General features: G+C 63.1%; 32 protein-coding genes. 31 read left to right on the top strand and 1 reads right to left on the bottom strand.

Translation table 11 applies throughout. The features are described from left to right. Positions 1–43 precede the first annotated feature (43 nt). A complete protein-coding gene (locus CIT40_RS20765) occupies positions 44–2101 on the top strand; it encodes an FAD-dependent oxidoreductase (protein ID WP_094895386.1) in 2058 nt (685 codons plus the stop codon). Between the two features lie 131 nt (positions 2102–2232). Beyond that, a complete protein-coding gene (locus CIT40_RS20760) occupies positions 2233–4266 on the top strand; it encodes an ABC transporter ATP-binding protein (RefSeq protein WP_094895385.1) in 2034 nt (677 codons plus the stop codon). On the opposite strand, the gene CIT40_RS20755 is transcribed toward CIT40_RS20760, so the two are convergent. Next, positions 4188–5432: an FAD-dependent oxidoreductase gene (locus CIT40_RS20755; protein WP_094895734.1), complete on the bottom strand. Its 1245-nt coding sequence runs from the start codon at positions 5430–5432 to the stop codon at positions 4188–4190. The genes CIT40_RS20760 and CIT40_RS20755 overlap by 79 nt on opposite strands. Before the next feature lie 682 nt (positions 5433–6114). Between CIT40_RS20755 and rpsL the strand changes: the two genes are divergently transcribed. The 29 genes from rpsL to rpsK all read left to right on the top strand — a co-directional run bounded on the left by rpsL (position 6115) and on the right by rpsK (position 23690). Beyond that, positions 6115–6486: a 30S ribosomal protein S12 gene (gene rpsL, locus CIT40_RS20750; protein ID WP_007603006.1), complete on the top strand. Its 372-nt coding sequence runs from the start codon at positions 6115–6117 to the stop codon at positions 6484–6486. A 15-nt stretch (positions 6487–6501) separates the two neighbouring features. After that, positions 6502–6972 (top strand): 30S ribosomal protein S7, encoded by a 471-nt coding sequence (rpsG, locus tag CIT40_RS20745; protein ID WP_018322260.1) that lies wholly within the window; start codon positions 6502–6504, stop codon positions 6970–6972. A 30-nt stretch (positions 6973–7002) separates the two neighbouring features. Then, a complete protein-coding gene (fusA, locus tag CIT40_RS20740; protein ID WP_038950207.1) occupies positions 7003–9075 on the top strand; it encodes an elongation factor G in 2073 nt (690 codons plus the stop codon). 40 nt (positions 9076–9115) lie between these two features. After that, positions 9116–10306: an elongation factor Tu gene (gene tuf / locus CIT40_RS20735; protein ID WP_008136415.1), complete on the top strand. Its 1191-nt coding sequence runs from the start codon at positions 9116–9118 to the stop codon at positions 10304–10306. 82 nt (positions 10307–10388) lie between these two features. Next, positions 10389–10697 (top strand): 30S ribosomal protein S10, encoded by a 309-nt coding sequence (rpsJ, locus tag CIT40_RS20730; protein WP_002712302.1) that lies wholly within the window; start codon positions 10389–10391, stop codon positions 10695–10697. 55 nt (positions 10698–10752) lie between these two features. Further along, a complete protein-coding gene (gene rplC / locus CIT40_RS20725; RefSeq protein ID WP_018322262.1) occupies positions 10753–11469 on the top strand; it encodes a 50S ribosomal protein L3 in 717 nt (238 codons plus the stop codon). A gap of 1 nt (position 11470) precedes the next feature. Further along, entirely contained in the window at positions 11471–12091 is a 621-nt protein-coding gene (gene rplD / locus CIT40_RS20720) for a 50S ribosomal protein L4 (protein WP_020508797.1), read from the top strand. Then, positions 12088–12390, top strand: a complete 303-nt coding sequence (locus tag CIT40_RS20715) for a 50S ribosomal protein L23 (RefSeq protein ID WP_094895384.1) — start codon at positions 12088–12090, stop codon at positions 12388–12390. The genes rplD and CIT40_RS20715 overlap by 4 nt, the downstream gene beginning before the upstream one ends. A 12-nt stretch (positions 12391–12402) precedes the next feature. Further along, positions 12403–13236, top strand: coding sequence for a 50S ribosomal protein L2 (gene rplB / locus CIT40_RS20710; protein WP_094895383.1), 834 nt, complete (start codon positions 12403–12405; stop codon positions 13234–13236). A gap of 12 nt (positions 13237–13248) precedes the next feature. Further along, positions 13249–13527, top strand: coding sequence for a 30S ribosomal protein S19 (rpsS, locus tag CIT40_RS20705; protein WP_008136357.1), 279 nt, complete (start codon positions 13249–13251; stop codon positions 13525–13527). Between the two features lie 10 nt (positions 13528–13537). Beyond that, the gene (rplV, locus tag CIT40_RS20700; protein ID WP_008136353.1) at positions 13538–13924 is read left to right on the top strand and encodes a 50S ribosomal protein L22; all 387 of its coding nucleotides are present in this window, start codon (positions 13538–13540) and stop codon (positions 13922–13924) included. Between the two features lie 17 nt (positions 13925–13941). Continuing rightward, the gene (gene rpsC / locus CIT40_RS20695; RefSeq protein WP_008136351.1) at positions 13942–14667 is read left to right on the top strand and encodes a 30S ribosomal protein S3; all 726 of its coding nucleotides are present in this window, start codon (positions 13942–13944) and stop codon (positions 14665–14667) included. A gap of 32 nt (positions 14668–14699) precedes the next feature. Further along, a complete protein-coding gene (gene rplP, locus CIT40_RS20690) occupies positions 14700–15113 on the top strand; it encodes a 50S ribosomal protein L16 (protein ID WP_008136349.1) in 414 nt (137 codons plus the stop codon). A 5-nt stretch (positions 15114–15118) separates the two neighbouring features. Next, positions 15119–15325 (top strand): 50S ribosomal protein L29, encoded by a 207-nt coding sequence (gene rpmC / locus CIT40_RS20685; RefSeq protein ID WP_094895733.1) that lies wholly within the window; start codon positions 15119–15121, stop codon positions 15323–15325. Between the two features lie 13 nt (positions 15326–15338). Continuing rightward, positions 15339–15587 (top strand): 30S ribosomal protein S17, encoded by a 249-nt coding sequence (gene rpsQ / locus CIT40_RS20680; protein WP_008136346.1) that lies wholly within the window; start codon positions 15339–15341, stop codon positions 15585–15587. Between the two features lie 84 nt (positions 15588–15671). Next, complete coding sequence (gene rplN / locus CIT40_RS20675; RefSeq protein ID WP_007603030.1) at positions 15672–16040, top strand: 50S ribosomal protein L14; 369 nt, start codon at positions 15672–15674, stop codon at positions 16038–16040. Next, a complete protein-coding gene (gene rplX, locus CIT40_RS20670) occupies positions 16040–16354 on the top strand; it encodes a 50S ribosomal protein L24 (RefSeq protein ID WP_007603031.1) in 315 nt (104 codons plus the stop codon). Before rplN ends, rplX begins: the two co-directional genes overlap by 1 nt. Further along, entirely contained in the window at positions 16347–16904 is a 558-nt protein-coding gene (gene rplE / locus CIT40_RS20665; protein ID WP_094895382.1) for a 50S ribosomal protein L5, read from the top strand. The genes rplX and rplE overlap by 8 nt, the downstream gene beginning before the upstream one ends. 46 nt (positions 16905–16950) lie before the next feature. After that, the gene (gene rpsN / locus CIT40_RS20660; protein WP_094895381.1) at positions 16951–17256 is read left to right on the top strand and encodes a 30S ribosomal protein S14; all 306 of its coding nucleotides are present in this window, start codon (positions 16951–16953) and stop codon (positions 17254–17256) included. A 14-nt stretch (positions 17257–17270) separates the two neighbouring features. After that, positions 17271–17669, top strand: coding sequence for a 30S ribosomal protein S8 (rpsH, locus tag CIT40_RS20655; protein ID WP_094895380.1), 399 nt, complete (start codon positions 17271–17273; stop codon positions 17667–17669). 16 nt (positions 17670–17685) lie between these two features. Next, positions 17686–18219: a 50S ribosomal protein L6 gene (gene rplF / locus CIT40_RS20650; protein WP_008136336.1), complete on the top strand. Its 534-nt coding sequence runs from the start codon at positions 17686–17688 to the stop codon at positions 18217–18219. Between the two features lie 11 nt (positions 18220–18230). Next, positions 18231–18593 carry a 50S ribosomal protein L18 gene (gene rplR, locus CIT40_RS20645; RefSeq protein ID WP_007603036.1) on the top strand — a complete coding sequence of 121 codons (363 nt, stop codon included), beginning with the start codon at positions 18231–18233 and terminating at the stop codon, positions 18591–18593. Positions 18594–18637: 44 nt separating this feature from the next. Then, positions 18638–19234 (top strand): 30S ribosomal protein S5, encoded by a 597-nt coding sequence (gene rpsE / locus CIT40_RS20640; protein ID WP_018322271.1) that lies wholly within the window; start codon positions 18638–18640, stop codon positions 19232–19234. 23 nt (positions 19235–19257) lie between these two features. Next, positions 19258–19464, top strand: coding sequence for a 50S ribosomal protein L30 (gene rpmD, locus CIT40_RS20635; protein WP_094895379.1), 207 nt, complete (start codon positions 19258–19260; stop codon positions 19462–19464). Positions 19465–19479: 15 nt separating this feature from the next. Next, positions 19480–19965, top strand: a complete 486-nt coding sequence (gene rplO, locus CIT40_RS20630) for a 50S ribosomal protein L15 (RefSeq protein ID WP_094895378.1) — start codon at positions 19480–19482, stop codon at positions 19963–19965. Positions 19966–20115: 150 nt separating this feature from the next. Continuing rightward, positions 20116–21447, top strand: coding sequence for a preprotein translocase subunit SecY (gene secY, locus CIT40_RS20625; RefSeq protein WP_094895377.1), 1332 nt, complete (start codon positions 20116–20118; stop codon positions 21445–21447). 271 nt (positions 21448–21718) lie between these two features. Next, entirely contained in the window at positions 21719–22621 is a 903-nt protein-coding gene (locus tag CIT40_RS20620; RefSeq protein ID WP_094895376.1) for an adenylate kinase, read from the top strand. A gap of 187 nt (positions 22622–22808) precedes the next feature. Next, positions 22809–23177, top strand: a complete 369-nt coding sequence (gene rpsM, locus CIT40_RS20615; protein ID WP_014494511.1) for a 30S ribosomal protein S13 — start codon at positions 22809–22811, stop codon at positions 23175–23177. Between the two features lie 123 nt (positions 23178–23300). Next, positions 23301–23690, top strand: coding sequence for a 30S ribosomal protein S11 (gene rpsK, locus CIT40_RS20610; RefSeq protein WP_007603045.1), 390 nt, complete (start codon positions 23301–23303; stop codon positions 23688–23690). Positions 23691–23759: the final 69 nt, after the last annotated feature.

Genomic DNA, 23759 nt, shown 5'->3' with positions numbered 1-23759 from the left:
TGGATCCCGTGACGGGGGCAGCGCCGGAGACCACGGAACTAATATGCTTGATCTCGCAATCGTAGGCGGCGGTCCCGGCGGGCTGATGAGCGCCTGGTATCTCAAGAAGAAGCTCGGCGACCTCTGCCGCGTCACCATCTACGAGGCCTCCGATCGCCTGGGCGGCAAGATCGTCACCCGCAAGTTCGATTCGGCGCCGGCGATGTACGAGGCCGGCGTTGCCGAGATCTACGACTACTCGATGACCGGGCCGGATCCGCTGCGCGAACTGATCCAGCATTTCGGGCTGCAGACGATTCCGATGGATGCCGAGCAGGTGCAGTTCGGCGGTGAGCTCCTCAACGACGTGCCGGGCATGCGCCGCAGATACGGTGCCAAGACCGCCGCCGCGATCGAAGCGTTCCGCAAGCGCTGCGCCGATGCGATGACGCCGATGGAATATTACGAAGGCGTCGGCGCGCACGACAACGAGAACCCCTGGGCCTACAAGACCGCCGAGCAGGTGCTCGACGAGGAGGTCGAGGACGAAACCGCAAAGCGCTTCTTCAAGGTGATGGCGCGCTCCGACATCGCGACCGAGAGCCACAACACCAACGGCCTCAACGCGCTCAAGAACTATCTGATGGATGTCGACGGCTATATCGGCCTCTATTCCATCCAGAACGGCAACGAGCAGCTGATCGAGTGCCTGCAGTCGGAGGTCAATGCCGACATCCAGCTCAATCACCGCGTGCTTGCCGTCGGCAAGGCGCCGACCGGCCGCTACCAGCTCAAGATGATGAACGGCAAGGGACCGGAGACGCGCGACTTCGATCTCGTGCTGGTCTGCCTGCCGCATTCCTGGCTCGCCACCCTGGGGTGGGAAGGCGAACAGCTCCGCAAGTCGATGGTCAAGCACGTCTCCTACTTCGACCGTCCCGCGCATTATCTGCGCGTTTCGATCCTGTTCGACATGCCGTTCTGGGGCGAGAAGATTCCAGGCGCCTGGTTCATGTCGGAAGCCTTCGGCGGCTGCTGCGTCTACAACGAGGGCGCCCGCCACGACGTCGGCAAGCACGGCGTGCTGAACTGGCTGATTCCCGGTTCCGACGCGCTGGCCTTCGCCAATCTGTCGGACCAGGAGCTGATCGATGCCGCGCTGAAATCGCTGCCGGCCTCGCTCGGCGATGCGCGGTCGCATTTCATGGAAGGCAAGATCCACCGCTGGCTGTCGTCGGTGAACGCGATACCGGGCGGCCTGCCGGTGCGCGACGTCATGACCAATCACCGGCCCGACCCGAAGGAGCATCCCGGCATCGTGGTGGTCGGCGACTATCTGTTCGACTCGACGCTGAACGGCCTGCTCGACTCCTCGGATGCTGCGACCGACATCATCCTGACCGAGATGATGCGCCTGCGCCGCGCGCGCGCGCAGGACGACAAGCCGCTCTCCGACAAGATCGACCGTGACTATTTCGAGAATTATCGCGGCCTCGGCCCCTATCACGAGGCGTGGCGGCACTTCACCGATCCCGATTACCTCACCCGGCTGCTCGGTATCGTCTGGGGCAAGACGAAGGGCACCAAGCTGCTCGTCGCGGGCTCGGCCAGCGGCGAACTGGTCGGCGCGCTGCGCGACCGCGGCATCGATGCCTTTGGCATCGAGAACAACCGCGCCATCCACGCCAGGACGCCGAAGGCGCTGAAGAAGTACAACAAGCTCGGCTCGATCACCGACATGCCGTTCAAGGACGGCGCGTTCGACTTCGTGTTCGAAACCAGCCTTTGCCATGTTTCCCCGAAGCAGGTGGTCCGCGCGATCAAGGAACTGAACCGCGTGGTCAAGACCGGCCTCGTGTTCGGCTCTGTCACCTCGGACATGGCGCCGGCGCTGATCGACCGCTACGACCTCCTGCGTGGTGTCAAGAAACTCGGCACCTGGTGGGAATGGTCCGAACTGTTCTTCGGCAATGGCTTCGACCTCTCGATGCACCGCAAGGATTGCACCGATGCGCTCTGGGAGGCGACACTCGCCGCCAACAAGGGGCCGGGGCAGTGGTACGCCGACGCCGACAGCCTGCGCTATTCCTTCTTCGACAAGGTTGAGGACGACGAGGACTAGCCGCGGCGCGCTTGAATTCGCCAATTGTTTTGCCGAATTCATCATGATCGCATAGAATCGGTGCGATAGCGGCCTTCCGCTACGTCTTGCTTTCTCTGCGGTCATGCCGGCCGTCAGCATCGGTTGGTTTCATGGCATCCAAGCCTTCCTCGCCCGACAAACAGAAACTCGCCGCCGAAGAGGCGGCCGAGCGCGACGACAAGCTCGCCTTGACTGCCAAGCCGGACCTCGAAGACGACGAGGATGCCGAAGACGAGGAGGATGACGAGCTGGAGCTCGAAGACGACGATGAGGACGAGGACCTCGTCGTCTTTACCGCGCGCGAGGCCGCCGGCGCGCTCGCGACCATCGTCGGTTTCGTCAAGCCATTCCTGGCCAATTACAAACGTATGCTGTCATTCGTGGCGTTTGGCGTCTTCGTCGAGACGCTGTTCAACGTCATCATGCCGCTCAGCCTCAAATTCCTGATCGACGACGCGCTCGGCGAGGAGGACTTCCAGGCGCTCTACAAGATCCTCGGCGTGCTTGCCGTCGCCGGCATCTTCACCTCGATCGTCGCAGTCTGGTACGAGCGCTGGGACGCGCGGCTGGCGGCCTGCATCATCTCCGACGTCCGCAAGCGCCTGTTCGAGCACGTCCAGGACCTGCCGGCGGCCTATTTCGGCCGCACCAAGCGCGGCGAGATCCTGTCGCGCTTCTCCGTCGACCTCTCGGCCTTCGAAGGCTCGGTCAAGACGTTTGCCAACAGTGCCGCGCTGCCGTTTCTGGAATTGATCGCCGGCATCATCCTGATGGTGTTCCTGAACTGGCAGCTCGCAGCGGTCGCGCTGCTCGTGTTCCCGATCACGCTGATCGGCCCGCGGATCCTGACGCCGAAGGCGGTGCAGGCCAATTACGAGCAGAAGCTCAACGAGAGCGCGCTGCTCGGCATGGTGCAGGAGAACGTGGCGGCGCAGGCCGTGATCAAGGCGTTCAGCCTGCAACGGAAGATGTTCGGGTTCTTTACCTTCCGCAACCACGAGGCGCGTGACAAGATCGCCTCGGCCGCGTTCCTCTCGACCATGGTGGAGCGGACGGTCACCATCTCGGTGCTGATGCTGCACCTCGTGGTGCTCGCCATCGGCGCGTACCTGGCGACCAAGGGCCAGATTACCATCGGCACCTTCGTCACCTTCGAGAGCGCGTTCTGGGAAGTCTCCTACAACATCGCCCATGTCATGCATTTCATCCCGGTGTCGATCTCCTCGGCTGCCGCGATCCGGCACATGCAGGAGCTGCTGGACGAGCCGACCCGCGCCGCTGATCGCCCCGGCGCGCCCGATCTGCCGCGCATCACCAACGACATCACCTTCGATCACGTCTCCTTCCAGTACGAGGGGAGTCAGACGCCGGTGCTGGATAATCTCAGTCTCAAGCTCAATGCCGGCAAGCGCATCGCGATCGTCGGCCCCAGTGGCTCCGGCAAGAGCACGTTGCTCAACCTGATCCTGCGGCTCTATGTGCCCAACGAGGGTCGCGTCACCATCGACGGCGTCGACGTCCGCAAGGTGACGCTGGATTCGCTGCGCCGGAGCATGGCGGTGGTGTTCCAGGAGAACATGCTGTTCAACATGTCGATCCGCGAGAACATCCGGCTCGGCAAGGAGGGCGCGACCGACGAGGAAGTGGCGGAGGCGGCCAAGAAGGCCGAGATCCACCGCTACATCATGAGCCTGCCGCAGCGCTACGACACGCCGGTCGGCGAGCGCGGCGATACGCTGTCGGGCGGCCAGCGCCAGCGCATCGCGATCGCGCGTGCGATCATCCGCAATCCCTCTGTGCTGCTGCTGGACGAAGCCACCTCGGCGCTGGACCAGACCACGGAAGCCGCGATCAACCGCACGCTGCTCAAGGTCGCCAAGGGCCGCACCATGATCTGGTCGACCCACCGCCTGACCTCGGTGGTGGAGATGGACGAGATCATCGTGATCTCAGGGGGCAGGGCGATCGAGCGCGGCTCGCATGCCCAACTGCTCGCCAAGAACGGGACCTATCGCAAGCTGTGGAACGACCAGATCCACCAGCCGCATGGCGCGGCGGCCCACGCCTACGGAAGCGACGCTGATGAAGGCGATGAGGACGACCTCGACGAGGATGACGAAGACGAGGACGAGGAGGAGGAGTGACCGAGGAAGTTCGGCTCCCAATGGAACGCTCCTCCCAGCCGCCGCAATAAACCCTGGCTCGACCACGCCAAGAAGCGTGCCCAGCGCTGTGCCGTCCAGTACGGGCTCGTCGCGATCGAGACCGAGCGGAAGTCAAAGGCTTTCGCTGCCGCCCATTGATCGCAATCCCGCTTCACCGGATCGGCGTAGAAGGCGGCGACCTTGTCCGCATCCATCCCGTCAGAAGCCAGCCATTGCGGGATGTGGACATTGCAGAGCCGTTCGACGTCGGTGAACACCTTGTCGCAGCCGGTACCAGCGACCGGGCAGGAGGTCGCGAAGGCGTCGCCGACCAGCACCACGCCGGGCCGATGGCCGGCGTCATTCACATAGAGATCGACCGGACGGATCTTCAATTCGCCGGCGATCTCGAAGGGGCCGGTGGTGCGTTTCAGCCGGGGCAGGGCGGCGTCCAGCGTCTCGGCGGGCGCGCGGCGCAATTCGCGCAGCCAGGGATCGTTGAAGCCACGGTATACGAACAGATTGGCGCGCATCCGCGTGCCGATCGGAAACAGCGAGATGTAGGGAATGCGATCGCTCGGCCGCTCCGAGAAATAGGTCAGCGCCGGGAAGGCGAATGTCGGGCGGCCGACCGGGACGATGTCGAACCCGATGGAGATGGAATGGCAGGCGCTGATGACTTTTGGGGCGATGCCGAGCTGGTGGCGCAGGCCGACATTCAAGCCATTGGCGAGCACCACCAGGCGGGCTGAGATCGTCTCGTCATTGGAGAGCGCGATCCTCTGTCGCTCTTCGCTCGTCTCGACGGCTACGGCCTTGGCGCAGATGCGGTCGACGGAAGCGGGGATTTCGTCGCGGATGGCGTTGACGAGCGAATCGTAGAGGATGTTGAACTGCCGGCTCGGCGCCTTGTCGAGCAGGCGGCCGAAGCGGGCGATCCAGTTCTCGCCGGCAAAGGTCGCCCGGCGCAGTACTGATTCTGCGATTCCGGTCCTCGAGAATCGCCCAAGCTGCGCCTGGCCACTCAATTTCTCGACGCGAAAGTCTGCCGGATAGCTCTCATGCGGATCGATCAGGACGGTCGAAATGTCGGCCCGGCCGAGCATCGCGGCGGCGGTCGAGCCGGCCAATCCCCCGCCGATAATGGCAATGTCGGTGTACCGCATGGCGCTCATCCCTGCCGAAGGCCGCAGATTGACGCCTCAACAGGAAAAAAAGCCTTAGCTGTGGTTATAAAAGTACTTTTTACCCGGATATAATTATTCTCAGGCTGGCGAAGCGGTGACGACGTTCTTATATCGGAGCGAGGCGGCCAACGCGGCAAACAGCGATTTTGACAGGCTCCTGAAGCGCTTCTGACTGTCGTTTCGCCTTGACTTGATCGACTCTCACTTATAGAAAGCGCCTCACTTAACGACAGGCGGTGAGCATCGCCAGCGTCGGAACGGGCCACCCGTTAGATCCCCAAGGACTAGAGCCGTAAGGGATCGATCAAGACGGGCACCAACCTCGACGAATGCCGCTCAAACGCTGTCGATCATAGCTAGGCAATGCCAGTGCGACTTTAGGTCTCTTGAGCACGTCCTCTTGAGATCGAATTCGGATGCATGACCTCAGTGCGCGGGCCGCGGCATTATGCTGACCGGCCCTGATACTGCGGTCCTCTGTGGCGTCGAAGCGCTTTCCGCCCGTTGATGGGGCGGTTGGCGCGATTTCGCTTTGTGCGGATTGTTCCGCGCGAGGTGACCCGGTCGGGCGGGGTGCTCGAAAGAATTTGCGGCCCTTTCAATGGGCCGCGGCAAGACAGCGGATCCGCGAGGGGCCGCGATAACAAAGGGTAAGGCCAGGATGCCGACGATCAACCAGCTGATCGCTCAACCGCGTGAAGTGCAGAAGTCGCGCAAGAAGGTGCCGGCGCTGCAGCAGTCGCCGCAGAAGCGTGGTGTTTGCACCCGCGTCTACACCACGACCCCGAAGAAGCCGAACTCGGCGCTTCGTAAGGTCGCCAAGGTGCGCCTGACCAATGGCTTCGAGGTGATCGGCTACATCCCGGGTGAGGGCCATAACCTTCAGGAGCACTCGGTGGTCATGATCCGCGGCGGTCGCGTCAAGGACTTGCCCGGCGTGCGCTACCACATCCTCCGCGGCGTTCTGGATACCCAGGGCGTCAAGAACCGTAAGCAGCGTCGTTCGAAGTACGGCGCGAAGCGTCCGAAGTAAGCGGGAACCAGCTCCATGTCTCGTCGCCACTCAGCGGAAAAGCGCGAAGTCCTTCCGGATCCGAAGTTCGGGAACATCATCGTCACGAAGTTCATGAACTCGGTGATGTACGCCGGCAAGAAGTCGGTTGCCGAAGGCATCGTCTACGGTGCGTTCGGTATCATCGAAACCAAGACCAAGCAGAACCCGCTCGGCGTGTTCGAGCAGGCACTCGAGAACGTCATGCCGACGATCGAAGTGCGCTCCCGCCGCGTCGGCGGCGCGACCTACCAGGTTCCGGTCGAAGTTCGTTCGACCCGCCGCCAGGCGCTGGGCATCCGCTGGCTGATCTCGGCTGCGCGTGACCGCAACGAGAAGACCATGACCGAGCGGCTCTCCGCTGAGCTGCTGGACGCCTCGAACAACCGTGGTAACGCCGTCAAGAAGCGGGAAGACGTGCACCGGATGGCGGAAGCCAACCGGGCCTTCTCGCACTATCGCTGGTAACGGCGAAACACGGAATCTAAGGAACACTCAATGCCCCGCGTTCATGCCATAGAGAATTACCGCAACTTCGGTATCATGGCGCATATCGATGCCGGCAAGACCACGACCACCGAGCGCATCCTTTATTACACCGGCAAGAGCCACAAGATCGGCGAAGTGCACGAAGGTGCCGCGACGATGGACTGGATGGAGCAGGAGCAGGAGCGTGGCATCACGATCACCTCGGCTGCGACCACCGCGTTCTGGGCCGGCAAGCGCCTGAACATCATCGACACCCCCGGCCACGTCGACTTCACCATCGAAGTCGAGCGTTCGCTGCGCGTGCTCGACGGCGCCGTCTGCGTGCTCGACTCGAACCAGGGCGTCGAGCCCCAGACCGAGACCGTCTGGCGCCAGGGCGACAAATACAAGGTTCCGCGCATCGTCTTCGCCAACAAGATGGACAAGACCGGCGCCGACTTCTTCAAGTGCCTGGCCGACATCGTCGACCGCCTCGGCGCCAAGCCGATCGCGATCCAGCTGCCGATCGGCGCCGAGAACAACTTCAAGGGTCTCGTCGACCTCGTGAAGATGCAGGGCATCATCTGGAACGATGAATCGCTCGGCGCGAAGTTCGACTATGTCGATATCCCGGAAGATCTGGTCGAGCAGGCCAAGGAATACCGCGAGAAGATGGTGGAAGCCGCCGTCGAGCTCGACGACGATGCCATGGCCGCCTATCTCGACGGCAAGGAGCCGGACGAAGAGACGCTGAAGCGGCTGATCCGCAAGGCGGTGCTGACCGGCGCGTTCTATCCCGTGCTGTGCGGCTCGGCCTTCAAGAACAAGGGCGTGCAGCCGCTGCTCGACGCCGTCGTCGACTATCTGCCGTCGCCGATCGACGTGCCCGCGATCAAGGGCACCGACGATCGCGGCAACGAGGTCGTGCGCAAGGCGGACGACAAGGAGCCGCTCGCGCTGCTCGCGTTCAAGATCATGGACGACCCGTTCGTCGGCACCATCACCTTCTGCCGCATCTACTCCGGCGTTCTGCAGAGCGGCACCGGCGTCGTGAACTCGACCCGCGAGAAGAAGGAGCGCATCGGGCGCATGCTGTTGATGCATGCGAACAATCGCGAAGACATCAAGGAAGCCTATGCCGGCGACATCGTCGCGCTGGCCGGCCTGAAGGAAGCGCGCACCGGTGACACGCTGTGCGATCCCGACAAGCAGGTGATCCTGGAGAAGATGGAATTCCCCGAGCCGGTCATCGAGATCGCGATCGAGCCGAAGTCCAAGGCCGACCAGGAAAAGCTGGGCGTCGCGCTGGCCAAGCTCGCTGCGGAGGATCCGTCCTTCCGCGTGTCGACCGACCAGGAGTCCGGCCAGACCATCCTCAAGGGCATGGGCGAACTCCATCTCGACATCAAGGTCGACATTCTCCGCCGCACCTACAAGGTCGACGCCAACATCGGCGCGCCCCAGGTTGCGTTCCGTGAGCGCGTCACCAAGAAGGCCGAGGTCAAGTACACCCACAAGAAGCAGACCGGCGGTACCGGTCAGTTCGCGGAAGTGTCGATCGTGGTCGAGCCGAACGAACCCGGCAAGGGCTACGAGTTCGAGTCCAAGATCGTCGGCGGTGCGGTTCCGAAGGAATACATCCCCGGCGTCGAAAAGGGCCTCAACAGCGTGATGAGCTCTGGCGTGGTCGCGGGCTTCCCCGTGGTCGACGTCAAGGTTCAGCTCGTCGACGGCAAGTATCACGACGTCGACTCGTCGGCGCTCGCCTTCGAAATCGCATCGCGCGCGGCATTCCGCGAAGCCTTGCAGAAGGGCAAGTCCGTCCTGCTCGAGCCGATCATGAAGGTCGAAGTGGTGACCCCGGAAGACTATACCGGCTCGGTCATCGGCGACCTGAATTCGCGGCGCGGTCAGATCCAGGGTCAGGACATGCGCGGCAACGCCAACGTCATCAATGCGATGGTGCCGCTCATGAACATGTTCGGTTACGTGAATAACCTGCGCTCGATGAGCCAGGGTCGCGCAACCTTCACCATGCAGTTCGACCACTACGCAGAAGCGCCGGCCAACGTGTCGGCAGAAGTCCAGAAGAAGTTTGCCTGATTGTCGTCGGTCACGAACTGACGATTGAACGGAGAGTCAAATGGCCAAAGCAAAGTTTGAACGTAACAAGCCGCACTGCAACATCGGCACCATCGGTCACGTCGACCATGGCAAGACGTCGCTGACCGCGGCGATCACCAAGGTTCTCGCCGAAGCGGGCGGTGCGACGTTCACCGCGTACGACCAGATCGACAAGGCGCCGGAGGAGAAGGCGCGCGGCATCACGATCTCGACCGCGCACGTCGAGTACGAGACGCCGAACCGCCACTACGCCCACGTCGACTGCCCCGGCCACGCCGACTACGTCAAGAACATGATCACCGGCGCCGCCCAGATGGACGGTGCGATCCTGGTCGTGTCGGCCGCTGACGGCCCGATGCCGCAGACCCGCGAGCACATCCTGCTCGCCCGCCAGGTCGGCGTGCCCGCGCTGGTCGTGTTCCTCAACAAGTGCGACATGGTCGACGATCCGGAACTGCTCGAGCTCGTCGAGCTCGAAGTCCGCGAGCTGCTCTCGAAGTACGACTTCCCGGGCGACAAGATCCCGATCATCAAGGGTTCGGCGCTCGCCGCTCTCGAAGATTCCGACAAGAAGCTCGGCCACGACGCCATCCTCGAGCTGATGAAGAACGTCGACGAGTACATCCCGCAGCCGGAGCGTCCGATCGACCAGCCGTTCTTGATGCCGGTTGAAGACGTGTTCTCGATCTCGGGCCGCGGCACCGTCGTGACCGGCCGTGTCGAGCGCGGCATCGTCAAGGTCGGCGAGGAAATCGAGATCGTCGGTCTGCGCGCCACGCAGAAGACCACGGTCACCGGCGTCGAAATGTTCCGCAAGCTGCTCGATCAGGGCCAGGCCGGCGACAACATCGGTGCGCTGCTCCGCGGCACCAAGCGCGAAGACGTCGAGCGCGGCCAGGTGCTGTGCAAGCCGGGTTCGGTCAAGCCGCACACCAAGTTCAAGGCTGAGGCTTACATCCTCACCAAGGAAGAGGGCGGTCGCCACACCCCGTTCTTCACCAACTACCGTCCGCAGTTCTACTTCCGCACCACCGACGTGACCGGTGTCGTGCATCTGCCGGAAGGCACCGAGATGGTGATGCCGGGCGACAACATCGCGATGGAAGTGCACCTGATCGTGCCGATCGCGATGGAAGAGAAGCTTCGCTTCGCGATCCGCGAAGGCGGCCGCACCGTCGGCGCCGGCGTCGTCGCCTCGATCATCGAGTAATACGAGCACAGGGATCGGCGAGTAGCGAATGGTGACATTCGCTATTCGCTATTCGCCACCCCACTGAAGAAAGACCACGGCAATGAACGGCCAAAACATTCGTATCCGTCTCAAGGCGTTCGACCATCGTATCCTCGATACGTCGACCCGCGAGATCGTGAACACGGCGAAGCGCACCGGCGCGCAGGTCCGCGGACCCATTCCGCTGCCCACCCGCATCGAGAAGTTCACCGTCAACCGTTCGCCGCACGTCGACAAGAAGAGCCGCGAGCAGTTCGAGATGCGCACTCACAAGCGCCTGCTCGACATCGTCGATCCGACCCCGCAGACCGTCGATGCTTTGATGAAGCTCGACCTGGCCGCCGGTGTCGACGTCGAGATCAAGCTCTAAGATTTTTGGATCACGTTCGCGACTATAGCGGACAGAAAGAACAGGAAGCACGCCGATGCGCTCCGGAGTGATCGCACAAAAGGTCGGGATGACGCGGGTCTTTACAGAGGCCGGCGAACATATCCCCGTGACCGTGCTGAAGCTCGGCAATTGCCAGGTCGTAGGCCACCGCACTGAAGAGAAGAACGGTTACGTCGCGCTCCAGCTTGGTTCTGGCGCCCGCAAGACCGTTTACATGCCCAAGGCTGAGCGCGGCCAGTTCGCGGTCGCCAAGGTCGAGCCGAAGCGCCGGGTCGAGGAGTTCCGCGTCACCGCGGATGCCATGATCCCGGTCGGTGCCGAGATCCTTGCCGACCACTTCGTCGTCGGCCAGTTCGTCGACGTCACCGGCACCTCGGTCGGTAAGGGCTTCGCCGGCGGCATGAAGCGCTGGAACTTCGGCGGCCTGCGCGCCACCCACGGCGTGTCGGTCTCGCACCGCTCGATCGGTTCGACCGGTGGCCGTCAGGACCCCGGCAAGACCTGGAAGAACAAGAAGATGCCCGGCCACATGGGTGTCGACCGCATCACCACGCTCAACCTTCGCGTCGTTCAGCTCGATGTCGAGCGCGGCCTGATCCTCGTCGAAGGCGCCGTTCCCGGCTCCAAGGGCGGCTGGATTCGCGTGCGCGATGCCGTCAAGAAGCCGCTGCCGAAGGAAGCTCCGAAGCCCGGCAAGTTCAAGGTTGCGGGCGGCGAAGCCGAAGCTGCGGCCCAGCAAGAGGGTGCGTGAGATGGAATTGAAGGTCACCACCCTCGAAGGTAAGGAAGCCGGCTCGGTCCAGCTCTCCGACACCATTTTCGGTCTCGAGCCGCGCCAGGACATCATTGCACGTTGCGTGCAGTGGCAGCTCAACAAGCGCCAGGCCGGTACCCACAAGGCCAAGGGGCGCGCCGAGATCTGGCGCACCGGCAAGAAAATGTACAAGCAGAAGGGCACCGGCGGTGCTCGTCACGGCTCGGCTCGCGTGCCGCAGTTCCGCGGCGGCGGACGTGCCTTCGGTCCGGTGGTGCGTTCGCACGCCACCGACCTCCCGAAGAAGGTCCGCGCGCTGGCGCTGAAGCATGCGCTCTCGGCCAAGGCCAAGGACGGCGATCTCGTCGTGATCGAGAAGGCCGCGCTGGAAGCCGCCAAGACCAAGGCGCTGCTCGGTCACTTCTCGGGTCTGGGTCTGACCAACGCGCTGATCATCGACGGCGCCGAGCTCAACAACGGCTTCGCCGCTGCGGCCCGCAACATCCCGAACATGGACGTGCTGCCGATCCAGGGCATCAACGTCTACGACATCCTGCGCCGTCAGAAGCTCGTTCTGACCAAGGCCGCCATCGATGCGCTGGAGGCGCGCTTCAAATGACGAAGAACATCGAGGCTCGCCACTACGACGTGATCCTGTCGCCGGTCGTGACCGAAAAGGCGACGATCGCCTCTGAGCACAACAAGGTGCTGTTCAAGGTCGCGGCCAAGGCAACCAAGCCGCAGATCAAGGAAGCGATCGAGAAGCTGTTCGACGTCAAGGTCAAGAGCGTCAACACGCTGGTCCGCAAGGGCAAGACCAAGATCTTCCGCGGCCATCTCGGCTCGCAGTCGAATTCCAAGCGCGCGATCGTGACTCTCGAAGAGGGTCACCGGATCGACGTGACCACCGGTCTGTAAGGTCGCACGACGATGGCACTGAAGACATTCAATCCCACGACGCCGGGCCAGCGCCAGCTGGTCATGGTCGATCGTTCGGCCCTCTACAAGGGCAAGCCGCTCAAGGCGCTCACCGAAGGCAAGCACTCCTCGGGCGGCCGCAACAGCACCGGTCGCATCACCGTGCGCTTCCGCGGCGGCGGTCACAAGCGGACGCTGCGTACCGTCGATTTCAAGCGTGAGAAGGTCGACGTTCCCGCGACCGTCGAGCGGCTGGAATACGATCCGAACCGCAGCGGCTTCATCGCGCTGATCAAGTATCAGGACGGCGAGCAGGCCTACATCCTGGCGCCGCAGCGCCTGGCCGTGGGTGACACCATCATCGCCGGCAACTATGTCGACGTGAAGCCGGGCAACGTCATGCCGCTCGGCAACATGCCGGTCGGCACGATCATCCACAACATCGAGCTCAAGATCGGGAAGGGCGGCCAGCTCGCTCGTTCCGCGGGGACCTATGCCCAGCTCGTCGGTCGCGACCAGGACTACGTGATCATCCGTCTGAATTCGGGCGAGCAGCGCCTGGTGCACGGCCGTTGCCGCGGCACGATCGGCGCGGTGTCGAACCCGGATCACATGAACACCTCGATCGGCAAGGCCGGCCGCAACCGTTGGCTGGGCCGCAAGCCGCATAACCGCGGTGTTTCGATGAACCCGATCGACCATCCGCACGGCGGTGGTGAAGGTCGTACCTCGGGCGGCCGTCATCCGGTCACCCCGTGGGGCAAGCCGACCAAGGGCAAGAAGACCCGCTCCAACAAGTCGACCAACAAATTCATTCTCCTAAGCCGCCACAAGCGGAAGAAGTAAGGAACGCCGGACATGGTTCGTTCAGTCTGGAAAGGCCCGTTCGTCGAGGGTTCTCTGCTCAAGAAGGCAGATGCCGCGCGCGCGTCCGGCCGTCACGACGTCATCAAGATCTGGAGCCGTCGCTCGACGATCCTGCCGCAGTTCGTCGGCCTGACCTTCGGCGTCTACAACGGTCAGAAGCACGTTCCGGTGGCGGTCAACGAGGAAATGGTCGGGCACAAGTTCGGCGAGTTCTCGCCGACCCGGACCTTCCATGGCCACTCCGGCGACAAGAAAGCCAAGAAGGCTTGAGGATTAAACGATGAGCAAACCTAAGCGCGAACGGAGCCTCGCCGAGAACGAGGCCAAGGCGGTCGCCCGGATGCTGCGGGTGAGCCCGCAGAAGCTCAACCTGGTCGCCCAGCTCATTCGCGGCCGGAAGGCTGCTGCTGCGCTCGCCGATCTGCAGTTTTCGCGCAAGCGGATCGCGGTCGACGTGAAGAAGTGCCTGGAATCGGCTATCGCCAATGCCGAGAACAACCACGATCTCGACGTCGACGATCTCGTCGTGGCGCAGGCCTTCGTCGGCAACGGCCTCGTCATGAAGCGCTTTGCCGCCCGCGGCCGCGGCCGCTCGGGCCGTGTCTACAAACCATTTTCGCAGCTGACGATCATCGTTCGTCAGGTCGAAGCCGAAGCAGCCGCTTAAGGGCGCAGGAGAACACGATGGGTCAAAAGATCAATCCGATCGGTCTGCGCCTCGGCATCAACCGTACCTGGGATTCCCGCTGGTTCGCCGGCAAGCAGGAATACGGCAAGCTGCTGCACGAGGACGTCAAGATCCGTGAGATCCTGCACAAGGAGCTCAAGCAGGCGGCCGTGGCCCGCATTGTGATCGAGCGTCCGCACAAGAAGTGCCGCGTCACCATTCACTCGGCTCGTCCGGGCGTGGTGATCGGCAAGAAGGGCGCCGACATCGATAAGCTGCGCAAGAGGGTCGCGGACATCACCTCGTCTGACGTCGTCATCAACATCGTCGAAATCCGCAAGCCGGAGCTCGACGCGACGCTGGTGGCCGAGTCGATCGCGCAGCAGCTCGAGCGCCGCGTCGCGTTCCGCCGTGCCATGAAGCGCGCCGTTCAGTCGGCGATGCGTCTCGGCGCTGAAGGCATCCGCATCAACTGCTCGGGTCGTCTGGGCGGTGCGGAAATCGCGCGCATGGAGTGGTACCGCGAAGGTCGCGTGCCGCTGCACACGCTGCGCGCCGACATCGACTACGGCGTTGCGACCGCGTTCACGACCTTCGGCACCTGCGGCGTCAAGGTCTGGATCTTCAAGGGCGAGATCCTCGAGCACGATCCGATGGCCCAGGACAAGAGAATGGCCGAAGGCGAGAGCAGCGGCGGTGGTGATCGCGGTGGCCGTGGGCGCCGCGACAACGCTGCGGCCTGACGCCAGCACAGAGAATTTGAGGGCTCAAAGCCATGATGCAACCTAAGAAGACGAAGTTCCGGAAAGCGCATAAGGGCCGTATCCACGGCGTTGCGTCTTCGGGTGCGACGTTGGCCTTCGGCCAGTTCGGCCTGAAGGCGACCGAGCCTGAGCGCGTCACCGCGCGCCAGATCGAAGCCGCCCGCCGCGCGCTGACCCGTCACATGAAGCGTGCCGGCCGCGTCTGGATCCGCGTATTCCCGGACGTTCCGGTGTCGAAGAAGCCGGCCGAAGTCCGCATGGGCTCCGGCAAGGGTTCGCCGGAATTGTGGGTTGCACGCGTCAAGCCGGGCCGGGTGCTGTTCGAGATCGACGGCGTCAACACCCAGACGGCGCGCGAAGCTTTGACCCTGGCGGCCGCCAAGCTGCCGATCAAGACGCGCTTCGTCGAGCGCATTGCGGAGTAATGGCCATGGCCCAGATGAAGATCGAAGACATCCGCGCGATGAGCCCCGACCAGCAGGATGACGCCGTCCTGAACCTGAAGAAGGAACGCTTCAACCTGCGCTTCCAGCGCGCCACCGGGCAGCTCGAGAACACCTCGCGCCTGCGCGAGGCTCGCCGTGACATCGCCCGTATCAAGACCGTCGCCGCGCAGAAGCGCGCGAAAGAGAAGTAAGGGGCTTACGAAGATGCCGAAACGTACTTTGCAAGGCGTGGTCGTCAGCGACAAGACAGCCAAGACCGTCGTGGTGCGCGTCGATCGCCGCTTCACGCATCCGATCTACAAGAAGACGATCCGCCGTTCGAAGAACTACCACGCGCACGACGAGGACAACCAGTTCAAGCCGGGCGACATGGTGTGGATCGAGGAATCGAAGCCGATTTCGAAGTTGAAGCGCTGGGTCGTGATCCGGGGCGAACACAAGAAAAGCGCCTGATCTGTTGGCTTTAGCCGACTGACTTCAGGGAAATGTTGAGCGCCGGCTGGGCTGGCGCAAGAGAGAAGAGGACGAGGTGCATCAATGATTCAGATGCAGACCAACCTCGACGTGGCCGACAATTCTGGCGCACGCCGTGTCATGTGTATCAAGGTGCTCGGAGGCTCCAAGCGCCGCTACGCCACGATCGGCGACATCATTGTCGTCTCGATCAAGGAAGCGATTCCGCGTGGCAAGGTGAAGAAGGGCGACGTGATGAAGGCCGTCGTGGTGCGCGTCCGCAAGGACATCCGCCGCGCCGACGGTTCGGTCATCCGTTTCGACCGCAACGCCGCCGTCCTGATCAACAACCAGTCCGAGCCGGTCGGCACCCGTATCTTCGGGCCCGTGCCGCGCGAGCTGCGTGCGAAGAACCACATGAAGATCATCTCGCTCGCGCCGGAGGTGCTGTGATGGCTGCGAAGATCCGCAAGGGCGACAAGGTCGTCGTGCTGACCGGTCGCGACAAGGGCCGCACCGGCGAGGTGTTCGAGGTTCGCCCCGACGCCGGCACGGCGCTGGTGCGCGGCATCAACATGGTCAAGCGTCACCAGAAGCAGACGCAGGCCCAGGAAGGCGGCATCATCTCGAAGGAGTCGCCGATCCAACTGTCCAACATCGCGTATGTCGGCAAGGACGGGAAGCCGACCCGCGTCGGATTCAAGATTCTGGCGGACGGCAAGAAGGTCCGCATCGCCAAGAGCTCGGGAGCTGAGATCGATGGCTGAGGCCGCTTACACCCCGCGCCTGCGCGCGGAATACGACGCGAAGATCCGCACGGAAATGACCGAGAAGTTCGGTTATGAGAACGTGATGCAGGTTCCGCGCCTGGACAAGGTCGTGCTGAACATGGGCGTTGGCGATTCCGTCAACGACCGCAAGAAGGCCGAGACCGCCGCCAGCGAGCTGACCCAGATCGCAGGCCAGAAGGCCATCGTGACCTACTCGCGTATCGCGATCGCGACCTTCAAGCTGCGTGAAAACCAGCCGATCGGCTGCAAGGTCACGCTGCGCAAGGCCCGCATGTACGAGTTCATCGATCGCCTGGTGACGGTCGCGCTGCCGCGCGTCCGCGACTTCCGCGGCCTGAACCCGAAGAGCTTCGACGGCCGCGGCAATTATTCGCTCGGCATCAAGGAGCACATCATTTTCCCCGAGATCGACTTCGACAAGGTCACGGAAGCCCGCGGTATGGACATCACCGTCTGCACCACGGCCAAAACCGACGACGAGGCGAGGGCCTTGTTGACCGCTTTCAATTTCCCGTTCCGGCAGTGAGACGCTGACCTAAAGCCTCTCAAACGCGGATACCCAGGAGCCAAGCATGGCAAAGAAGAGTTCAATCGAGAAGAACAACCGGCGCAAGCGGATGACGAAGAACGCCGCCCCGAAGCGCGAGCGGTTGAAGGCGATCATCGCCGACAAGACGCTGCCGATGGAGGAGCGGTTCGCCGCGACCCTGAAGCTTGCGGAAATGCCGCGCAACTCGTCGGCGACCCGCATCCGTCTGCGTTGCGAGCTGTCGGGCCGTTCGCGTTCGAACTACCGCAAGACCAAACTGTCCCGCATCGCGATGCGCGAACTTGGCTCCAAGGGCATGGTCCCGGGCCTCGTGAAGTCCAGCTGGTAAGGAGGGTCGTTTAGATGTCTACGCACGATCCAATCAGCGATCTGATCACCCGTATCCGCAACGCGCAGATGCGCTCGAAGTCCAAGGTTTCGACGCCTGGCTCGAGGATGCGCGAGAACGTGCTCGAGGTCCTCAAGAGCGAGGGCTACATCCGCGGTTACGCCACGCTCGAGCACTCCTCGGGCCGCAGCGAGATCGAGATCGAGCTGAAGTATTTCGACGGCGAGCCCGTCATCCGCGAGATCGAACGTGTTTCCAAGCCCGGGCGTCGCGTTTACGCCTCGGTGAAGAACCTGCCGCGGGTCAACAATGGGCTCGGCATTTCGGTGTTGTCGACGCCGAAGGGGATCATGGCCGACCACAGCGCGCGCGAAGCGAATGTGGGCGGTGAAGTCCTCTTCACGGTGTTCTGAGAAGGATTTTTGATCCATGTCACGTGTTGGCAAAAGGCCTGTGCCGGTTCCGTCGGGTGTTACCGCGACCGTCGATGGGCAGACCGTCAAGATGAAGGGCCCGAAGGGCCAGCTTCAGTTCGTCGTTCATGACGACGTCGAGGTGAAGCTTGAGAACGGCCAGGTGAAGGTGAACCCGCGGGTCGAGACCAATCGCGCGCGGGCGCTGTACGGCACCGCTCGCGCCCAGGTCGCGAATCTGGTCGAAGGCGTCACCAAGGGCTTCGAGAAGAAGCTCGAGATCACCGGCGTCGGCTACCGCGCCGCGATGCAGGGCAAGAACCTGCAACTCGCGCTCGGCTACAGCCACGATGTGGTCTATGCGATCCCGGAAGGGATCACGATCACGGTGCCGAAGCCGACCGAGATCACGGTGACCGGCAGCGACATCCAGCGCGTCGGCCAGGTCGCCGCCGAGATTCGCTCCTATCGTCCGCCGGAGCCCTACAAGGGCAAGGGCGTGAAGTATGTTGGCGAATTCATCTTCCGCAAGGAAGGCAAGAAGAAGTAACGGAGCCGGTCATGTCGAAAGCCAAGGTTACGAATGCCCGGCGCAAGCGCAGTGTACGGCTGAAGCTGCGCCGCTCCGGTGGCGGCCGTCCGCGCCTGTCGGTGTTCCGCTCGTCCAAGCACATCTACGCCCAGGTCATCGACGACCTGAAGGGCGAGACGCTGGCCTCTGCCTCGTCGCTCGAGAAGTCGATGCGCGACGGCGGCAAGACCGGCGCCGACATCGATGCGGCGAAGGCGGTCGGCAAGCTGCTGGCCGAGCGCGCCGCCGAGAAGGGCGTCAAGGAAGTCGTGTTCGATCGCGGCAGCTACCTCTATCACGGGCGCGTCAAGGCTTTGGCCGATGCGGCGCGTGAGAGCGGGCTGAGCTTCTAACAGAATTTGAGGATTGAGGCGCAAGCCTCTGAAGGATTGGAAAAATGGCAGAACGCGAACAACGTGGTGGACGCGATCAACGCGGCGGCGGCGGACGTGAACGCAGGGAGCGCGAGGAGCGCGACAGCGAGTTCGTCGACAAGCTCGTCCACATCAACCGCGTTGCCAAGGTCGTCAAGGGCGGCAAGCGCTTCGGTTTCGCAGCGCTGGTCGTGATCGGCGACCAGAAGGGCCGCGCCGGCTTCGGTCACGGCAAGGCGCGCGAAGTGCCGGAAGCGATCCGCAAGGCCACCGAGTCCGCCAAGCGCAACCTGACCCGCGTCTCGCTGCGCGAGGGCCGTACGCTGCATCACGACATCGCCGGCCGTCATGGTGCGGGCCGTGTCTACCTGCGCGCGGCTCCGGCCGGTACCGGCATCATCGCCGGCGGCCCGATGCGCGCCGTGTTCGAGACGCTCGGCGTCCAGGACGTGGTCGCCAAGTCGATCGGCTCGTCGAACCCCTACAACATGGTTCGCGCGACCTTCGACGCGCTGAAGCATCAGGATTCGCCGCGTTCGGTCGCAGCCCGCCGCAACATCAAGGTGTCCACTCTGCAGTCGCGCCGTATCGGTGGCGATGCCGAGGCGGCTGCCGACTAACGGAAGCTCTGGAGTAGATTCTCATGGCCAAGGACGCCGCTAAGTCCAGCAAGACGATCAAGCTCGAGCAGACCGGCAGCGCGATCCGCCGCCATCACTCGCAGCGTTCGACGCTGATCGGGCTCAAGCTCAACAAGATCGGTCGCACCAGCGAACTGCAGGACACTCCGGCAGTCCGTGGCATGATCGAGAAGGTTCATCATCTCGTTCGCATCGTCGACGAGAAGTAAACAAGGAGAAGGGCGATGAAGCTCAGCGATATCGCCGACAACGCCGGCTCGCGCAAAAAGCGTATGCGCGTCGGCCGTGGCATTGGTTCGGGCAAGGGCAAGCAGGCCGGCCGCGGTGGCAAGGGCCAGACCGCGCGTTCGGGCGTGCGCATCAAGGGTTTCGAAGGCGGCCAGATGCCGATGCATCGCCGTCTGCCCAAGCGCGGCTTCAACAACATCTTCCGCATCGAGTTCGCCGAGATCAATCTCGACCGGCTCCAGGAAGCCGTTGATGCCAAGAAGATCGACGCCGGCAGCGTCGTGACCATCGAGGCCCTGGTGAAGGGCGGCGTGTTGCGTCGTCCCAAGGGTGGCCTGCGGCTGCTCGGCCGCGGCGAGCTCAAGTCCAAGCTCAACCTCGAAGTCCACGGCGCCACCAAGACCGCGATCGCCGCGGTCGAGAAGGCCGGCGGCTCGGTCAAGATCCTCGCCCCTGCCAAGGAAGAAGGCGAGGCGGCGTAACAACTGCGTCATTGGCCCGCGGCTCGCGGGCCTTTACGCATGAAGGACGTGGACTTATCGAAGCCGAGCCCCAGATAATGTCCGGTGTCCGGTATAATGTAGCCCGGCCGCGGGCATGACGGCGCAATAGGCGGCGGGAGAAAGTCCAAGATGGCCTCTGCAGCGGAACAACTGGCAGCCAATCTCAATTTCGGTGCGTTCGCCAAGGCTGACGAACTGAAGAAGCGCATCTGGTTCACCCTGGGTGCGCTGCTCGTTTATCGGCTCGGGACCTACATCCCGTTACCCGGCATCGACCCCAATATCTGGGAGCAGGTGTTCCGCTCCCAGGCGGGCGGCATCCTCGGCATGTTCAACATGTTCGCCGGCGGCGGCATCCACCGCATGGCGATCTTCGCGCTGAACATCATGCCGTATATCTCGGCCTCGATCATCATCCAGCTCCTCACCACCGTCTCGCCGCAACTCGAGGCGCTGAAGAAGGAAGGCGAGTCCGGCCGCAAGCTGCTGAACCAGTACACCCGCTATCTCACCGTGATCCTGGCCGCGTTCCAATCCTATGGCATCGCGGTGGGCCTCGAGGGCGCCGGCAACGTCGTCAGCGACCCCGGACTGTTCTTCCGTCTGTCCACTGCGATCACGCTGACCGGCGGCACCATGTTCCTGATGTGGCTGGGCGAGCAGATCACCTCGCGTGGCATCGGCAACGGCATCTCGCTGATCATTCTGTCCGGCATCGTCGCCGAGTTGCCCGCCGCGCTCGCCAACATGCTCGAGCTCGGCCGTCAGGGCGCGATGTCGACCGGCCTGATCCTGGTCGTCATCATCATGGCGGTCGCCGTGATCGCCTTCATCGTGTTCGTGGAGCGCGCGCAGCGCCGCCTCCTGATCCAGTATCCGAAGCGCCAGGTCGGCAACAAGATGTTCGAGGGCCAGTCCTCGCATCTGCCGCTCAAGCTCAACACCTCCGGCGTGATCCCGCCGATCTTCGCGTCCTCCCTGCTCTTGCTGCCGACCACGGTGGCGAACTTCAACGCGGGCAGGGGGCCGGAGTGGTTCCAGTGGATCACCACCCAGCTCGGCCACGGCCGTCCGCTGTTCCTGATCATGTATCTGGCGCTGATCGTGTTCTTCGCCTTCTTCTACACCGCGATCGTGTTCAACCCGACCGAGACGGCGGACAATCTGAAGAAGCATGGCGGCTTCATCCCGGGCATCCGTCCCGGCGAACGCACCGCGGAATATATCGACTACGTGCTGTCGCGCATCACCGTGCTCGGTGCGATCTATCTGGCGATCGTCTGCTTGATCCCGGAAATCCTGATCTCCTACGCCTCGGTGCCGTTCTACTTCGGCGGCACCTCGCTGCTGATCGTCGTCAGCGTCACCATGGATACGGTGGCACAGGTGCAGGGCTATCTGCTGGCGCATCAGTATGAAGGCCTGATCCGCAAGTCGAAACTGCGCGGCCGCCGCCGCTAGAGGCCTCTCGAGGCGGCGCGTCTGCGTCGCCGATTCGCCGCGCGCCGACGGCGCGCGGCTTGCGCCAAGCGCAGCACGGACCTTTCGATCGCATTGGCAGAGCACCCCGCACTGCGACGCAATCACTGATTTCAAAGCCCTTCTTGGCGTCTGTCCGTCTGCTCCCCTATGATATGGGTAGCGGTGCGGCGCCGATTATGGTTTGCACTGTTCTTGGACTTCAAACACAGGTGCGCGACGTATCGCTCACCAATCCGGGGGGCATACGCCGATGAGAATTATACTTCTTGGACCGCCGGGGTCGGGCAAGGGGACCCAGGCGCAGCTGCTGGTGGAGCGCTATGGCATCGTCCAGCTCTCGACCGGTGAGATGCTGCGTGCGGCCGTGGCGGCCGGAACGCCGGTCGGGCTGAAAGCCAAGGAGATCATGGCCAGCGGTGCTCTCGTGCCCGACGAGGTCGTGGTCGGAATCATCTCCGATCGGATCGACCAGCCGGACGCCCGCAACGGCTTCATCCTCGACGGTTTCCCGCGCACCGTGCCGCAGGCCGAGGCGCTGGACGATCTGCTCAAGCACAAGCACCTCAAGCTCGACGCCGTGATCGAACTCCGCGTCAACGAAAGCGCGCTTCTGCACCGTGTCGAGACCCGCGTCGCCCAGATGCGTGAGCGCGGGGAGGAGGTCCGACTCGACGACACCCCGGAGGTCCTGACCAAGCGGTTGGCCAACTACCGCAACCAGACGGAACCGCTGATTCACTACTATTCCGAGCGGCGCAAGCTCTCGACCATCGACGGTATGATGGCCATCGACGAGGTCACCCGCGCCATCCATCGCCAGCTCCTGGCGCTGGGGGCAGTGGAGGCCAAGACCACCGCCAAAAGCGCAGCCAAGGCTGGCCCGGCCAAGAAGGCCAAGGCTAGCAAGAAGGCTAAGAAAACAGCCAAAACGGCCAAGAAACCTGCCAAATCGGCTAAAAAGGCCGCCAAGCCAGCTGCCAAGGCGGCGGTGAGGGGCCCCAAGAAGACGGTCAAGAAAGCCGGCAAGAAGGCCGCCGGAAAGACTGTCAAGAAAGCCGCGAAAAAGGCGTCCCCAAAGACCGCCAGGAAGGCTGTCAAAAAGGGTGCCAAGAAGGCCGTAAAAAAGGTCACGAAAAGGCGAGCCAAGCGCTAGCAGCGGTTGACGAAAGCCCCTGGAATCCCCTAATAAGCCCCGCATCCAAGTCGGATAGTTTCAAACGATGCCGGGCCCCAGGAAGACCGGGGGAGGGCGTCGTGTTCGCGTTTGTGAACACCTGCCCGAGAAACCAAGCACTTAAAGACCGGTTCCTGACGAGGGATCGGCAACAGGAGAGAAGGCCGTGGCCCGTATTGCCGGCGTGAACATCCCGACCAACAAGCGCGTGCTGATCGCGCTCCAGTACATCCATGGCATCGGCCAGAAGATCGCTGGCGAGATTCTCGAAAAGGTGAAGATCCCCGAGGATCGTCGCGTCAATCAGCTGAGCGATGCCGAAGTGCTCCAGATCCGCGAAGTGATCGACCGCGATTATCTCGTCGAGGGCGACCTGCGTCGTGAGGTCGGCATCAATATCAAGCGTCTGATGGACCTCGGCTGCTATCGCGGCCTGCGTCATCGTCGCGGACTGCCGGTGCGCGGCCAGCGCACCCACACCAATGCGCGCACGCGCAAGGGTCCGGCCAAAGCTATCGCCGGCAAGAAGAAGTAAATTTTCGAATCCAAATCGCGGCGTGTGGCGAACAGGGGCAACCCGTTCGCCGCACGCCTTTCGTTCCACAGGTGTAGCCGCTGGCACTACGGCGGCGTTTGAGATCTTCAGGAAAGGTACTCTATGGGCAAGGAAGCCACCCGCGTTCGTCGTCGTGAGCGCAAGAACATCGCCTCCGGCGTCGCGCACGTGAACTCGTCGTTCAACAACACGACCATCACCATCACCGACGCGCAGGGCAACACGATTGCCTGGTCTTCCGCCGGCACGATGGGCTTCAAGGGCTCGCGCAAGTCGACCCCGTACGCCGCGCAGGTTGCCGCCGAAGACGTGTCCAAGAAGGCGCAGGAACACGGCATGCGCACGCTGGAAGTCGAAGTCGCAGGTCCCGGTTCGGGCCGCGAATCGGCGCTCCGTGCGCTTCAGGCCGCAGGCTTCACCGTCACCTCGATCCGTGACGTGACCACGATCCCGCACAACGGTTGCCGTCCCCGCAAGCGTCGGCGCGTTTGATACGAGATTGCGGGCGCATCGGCGCCCGCGATTGTTTTTTGCAAAGCCGCGGGAATGACCTGCGGCCTT

The sequence above is a fragment of the Bradyrhizobium amphicarpaeae genome, from assembly GCF_002266435.3.
GTDB classification, from domain to species: domain Bacteria; phylum Pseudomonadota; class Alphaproteobacteria; order Rhizobiales; family Xanthobacteraceae; genus Bradyrhizobium; species Bradyrhizobium amphicarpaeae.
The sequence above is the reverse complement of the archived record's forward strand: the minus strand, read 5'-3'. Positions and strand labels throughout refer to the sequence as shown.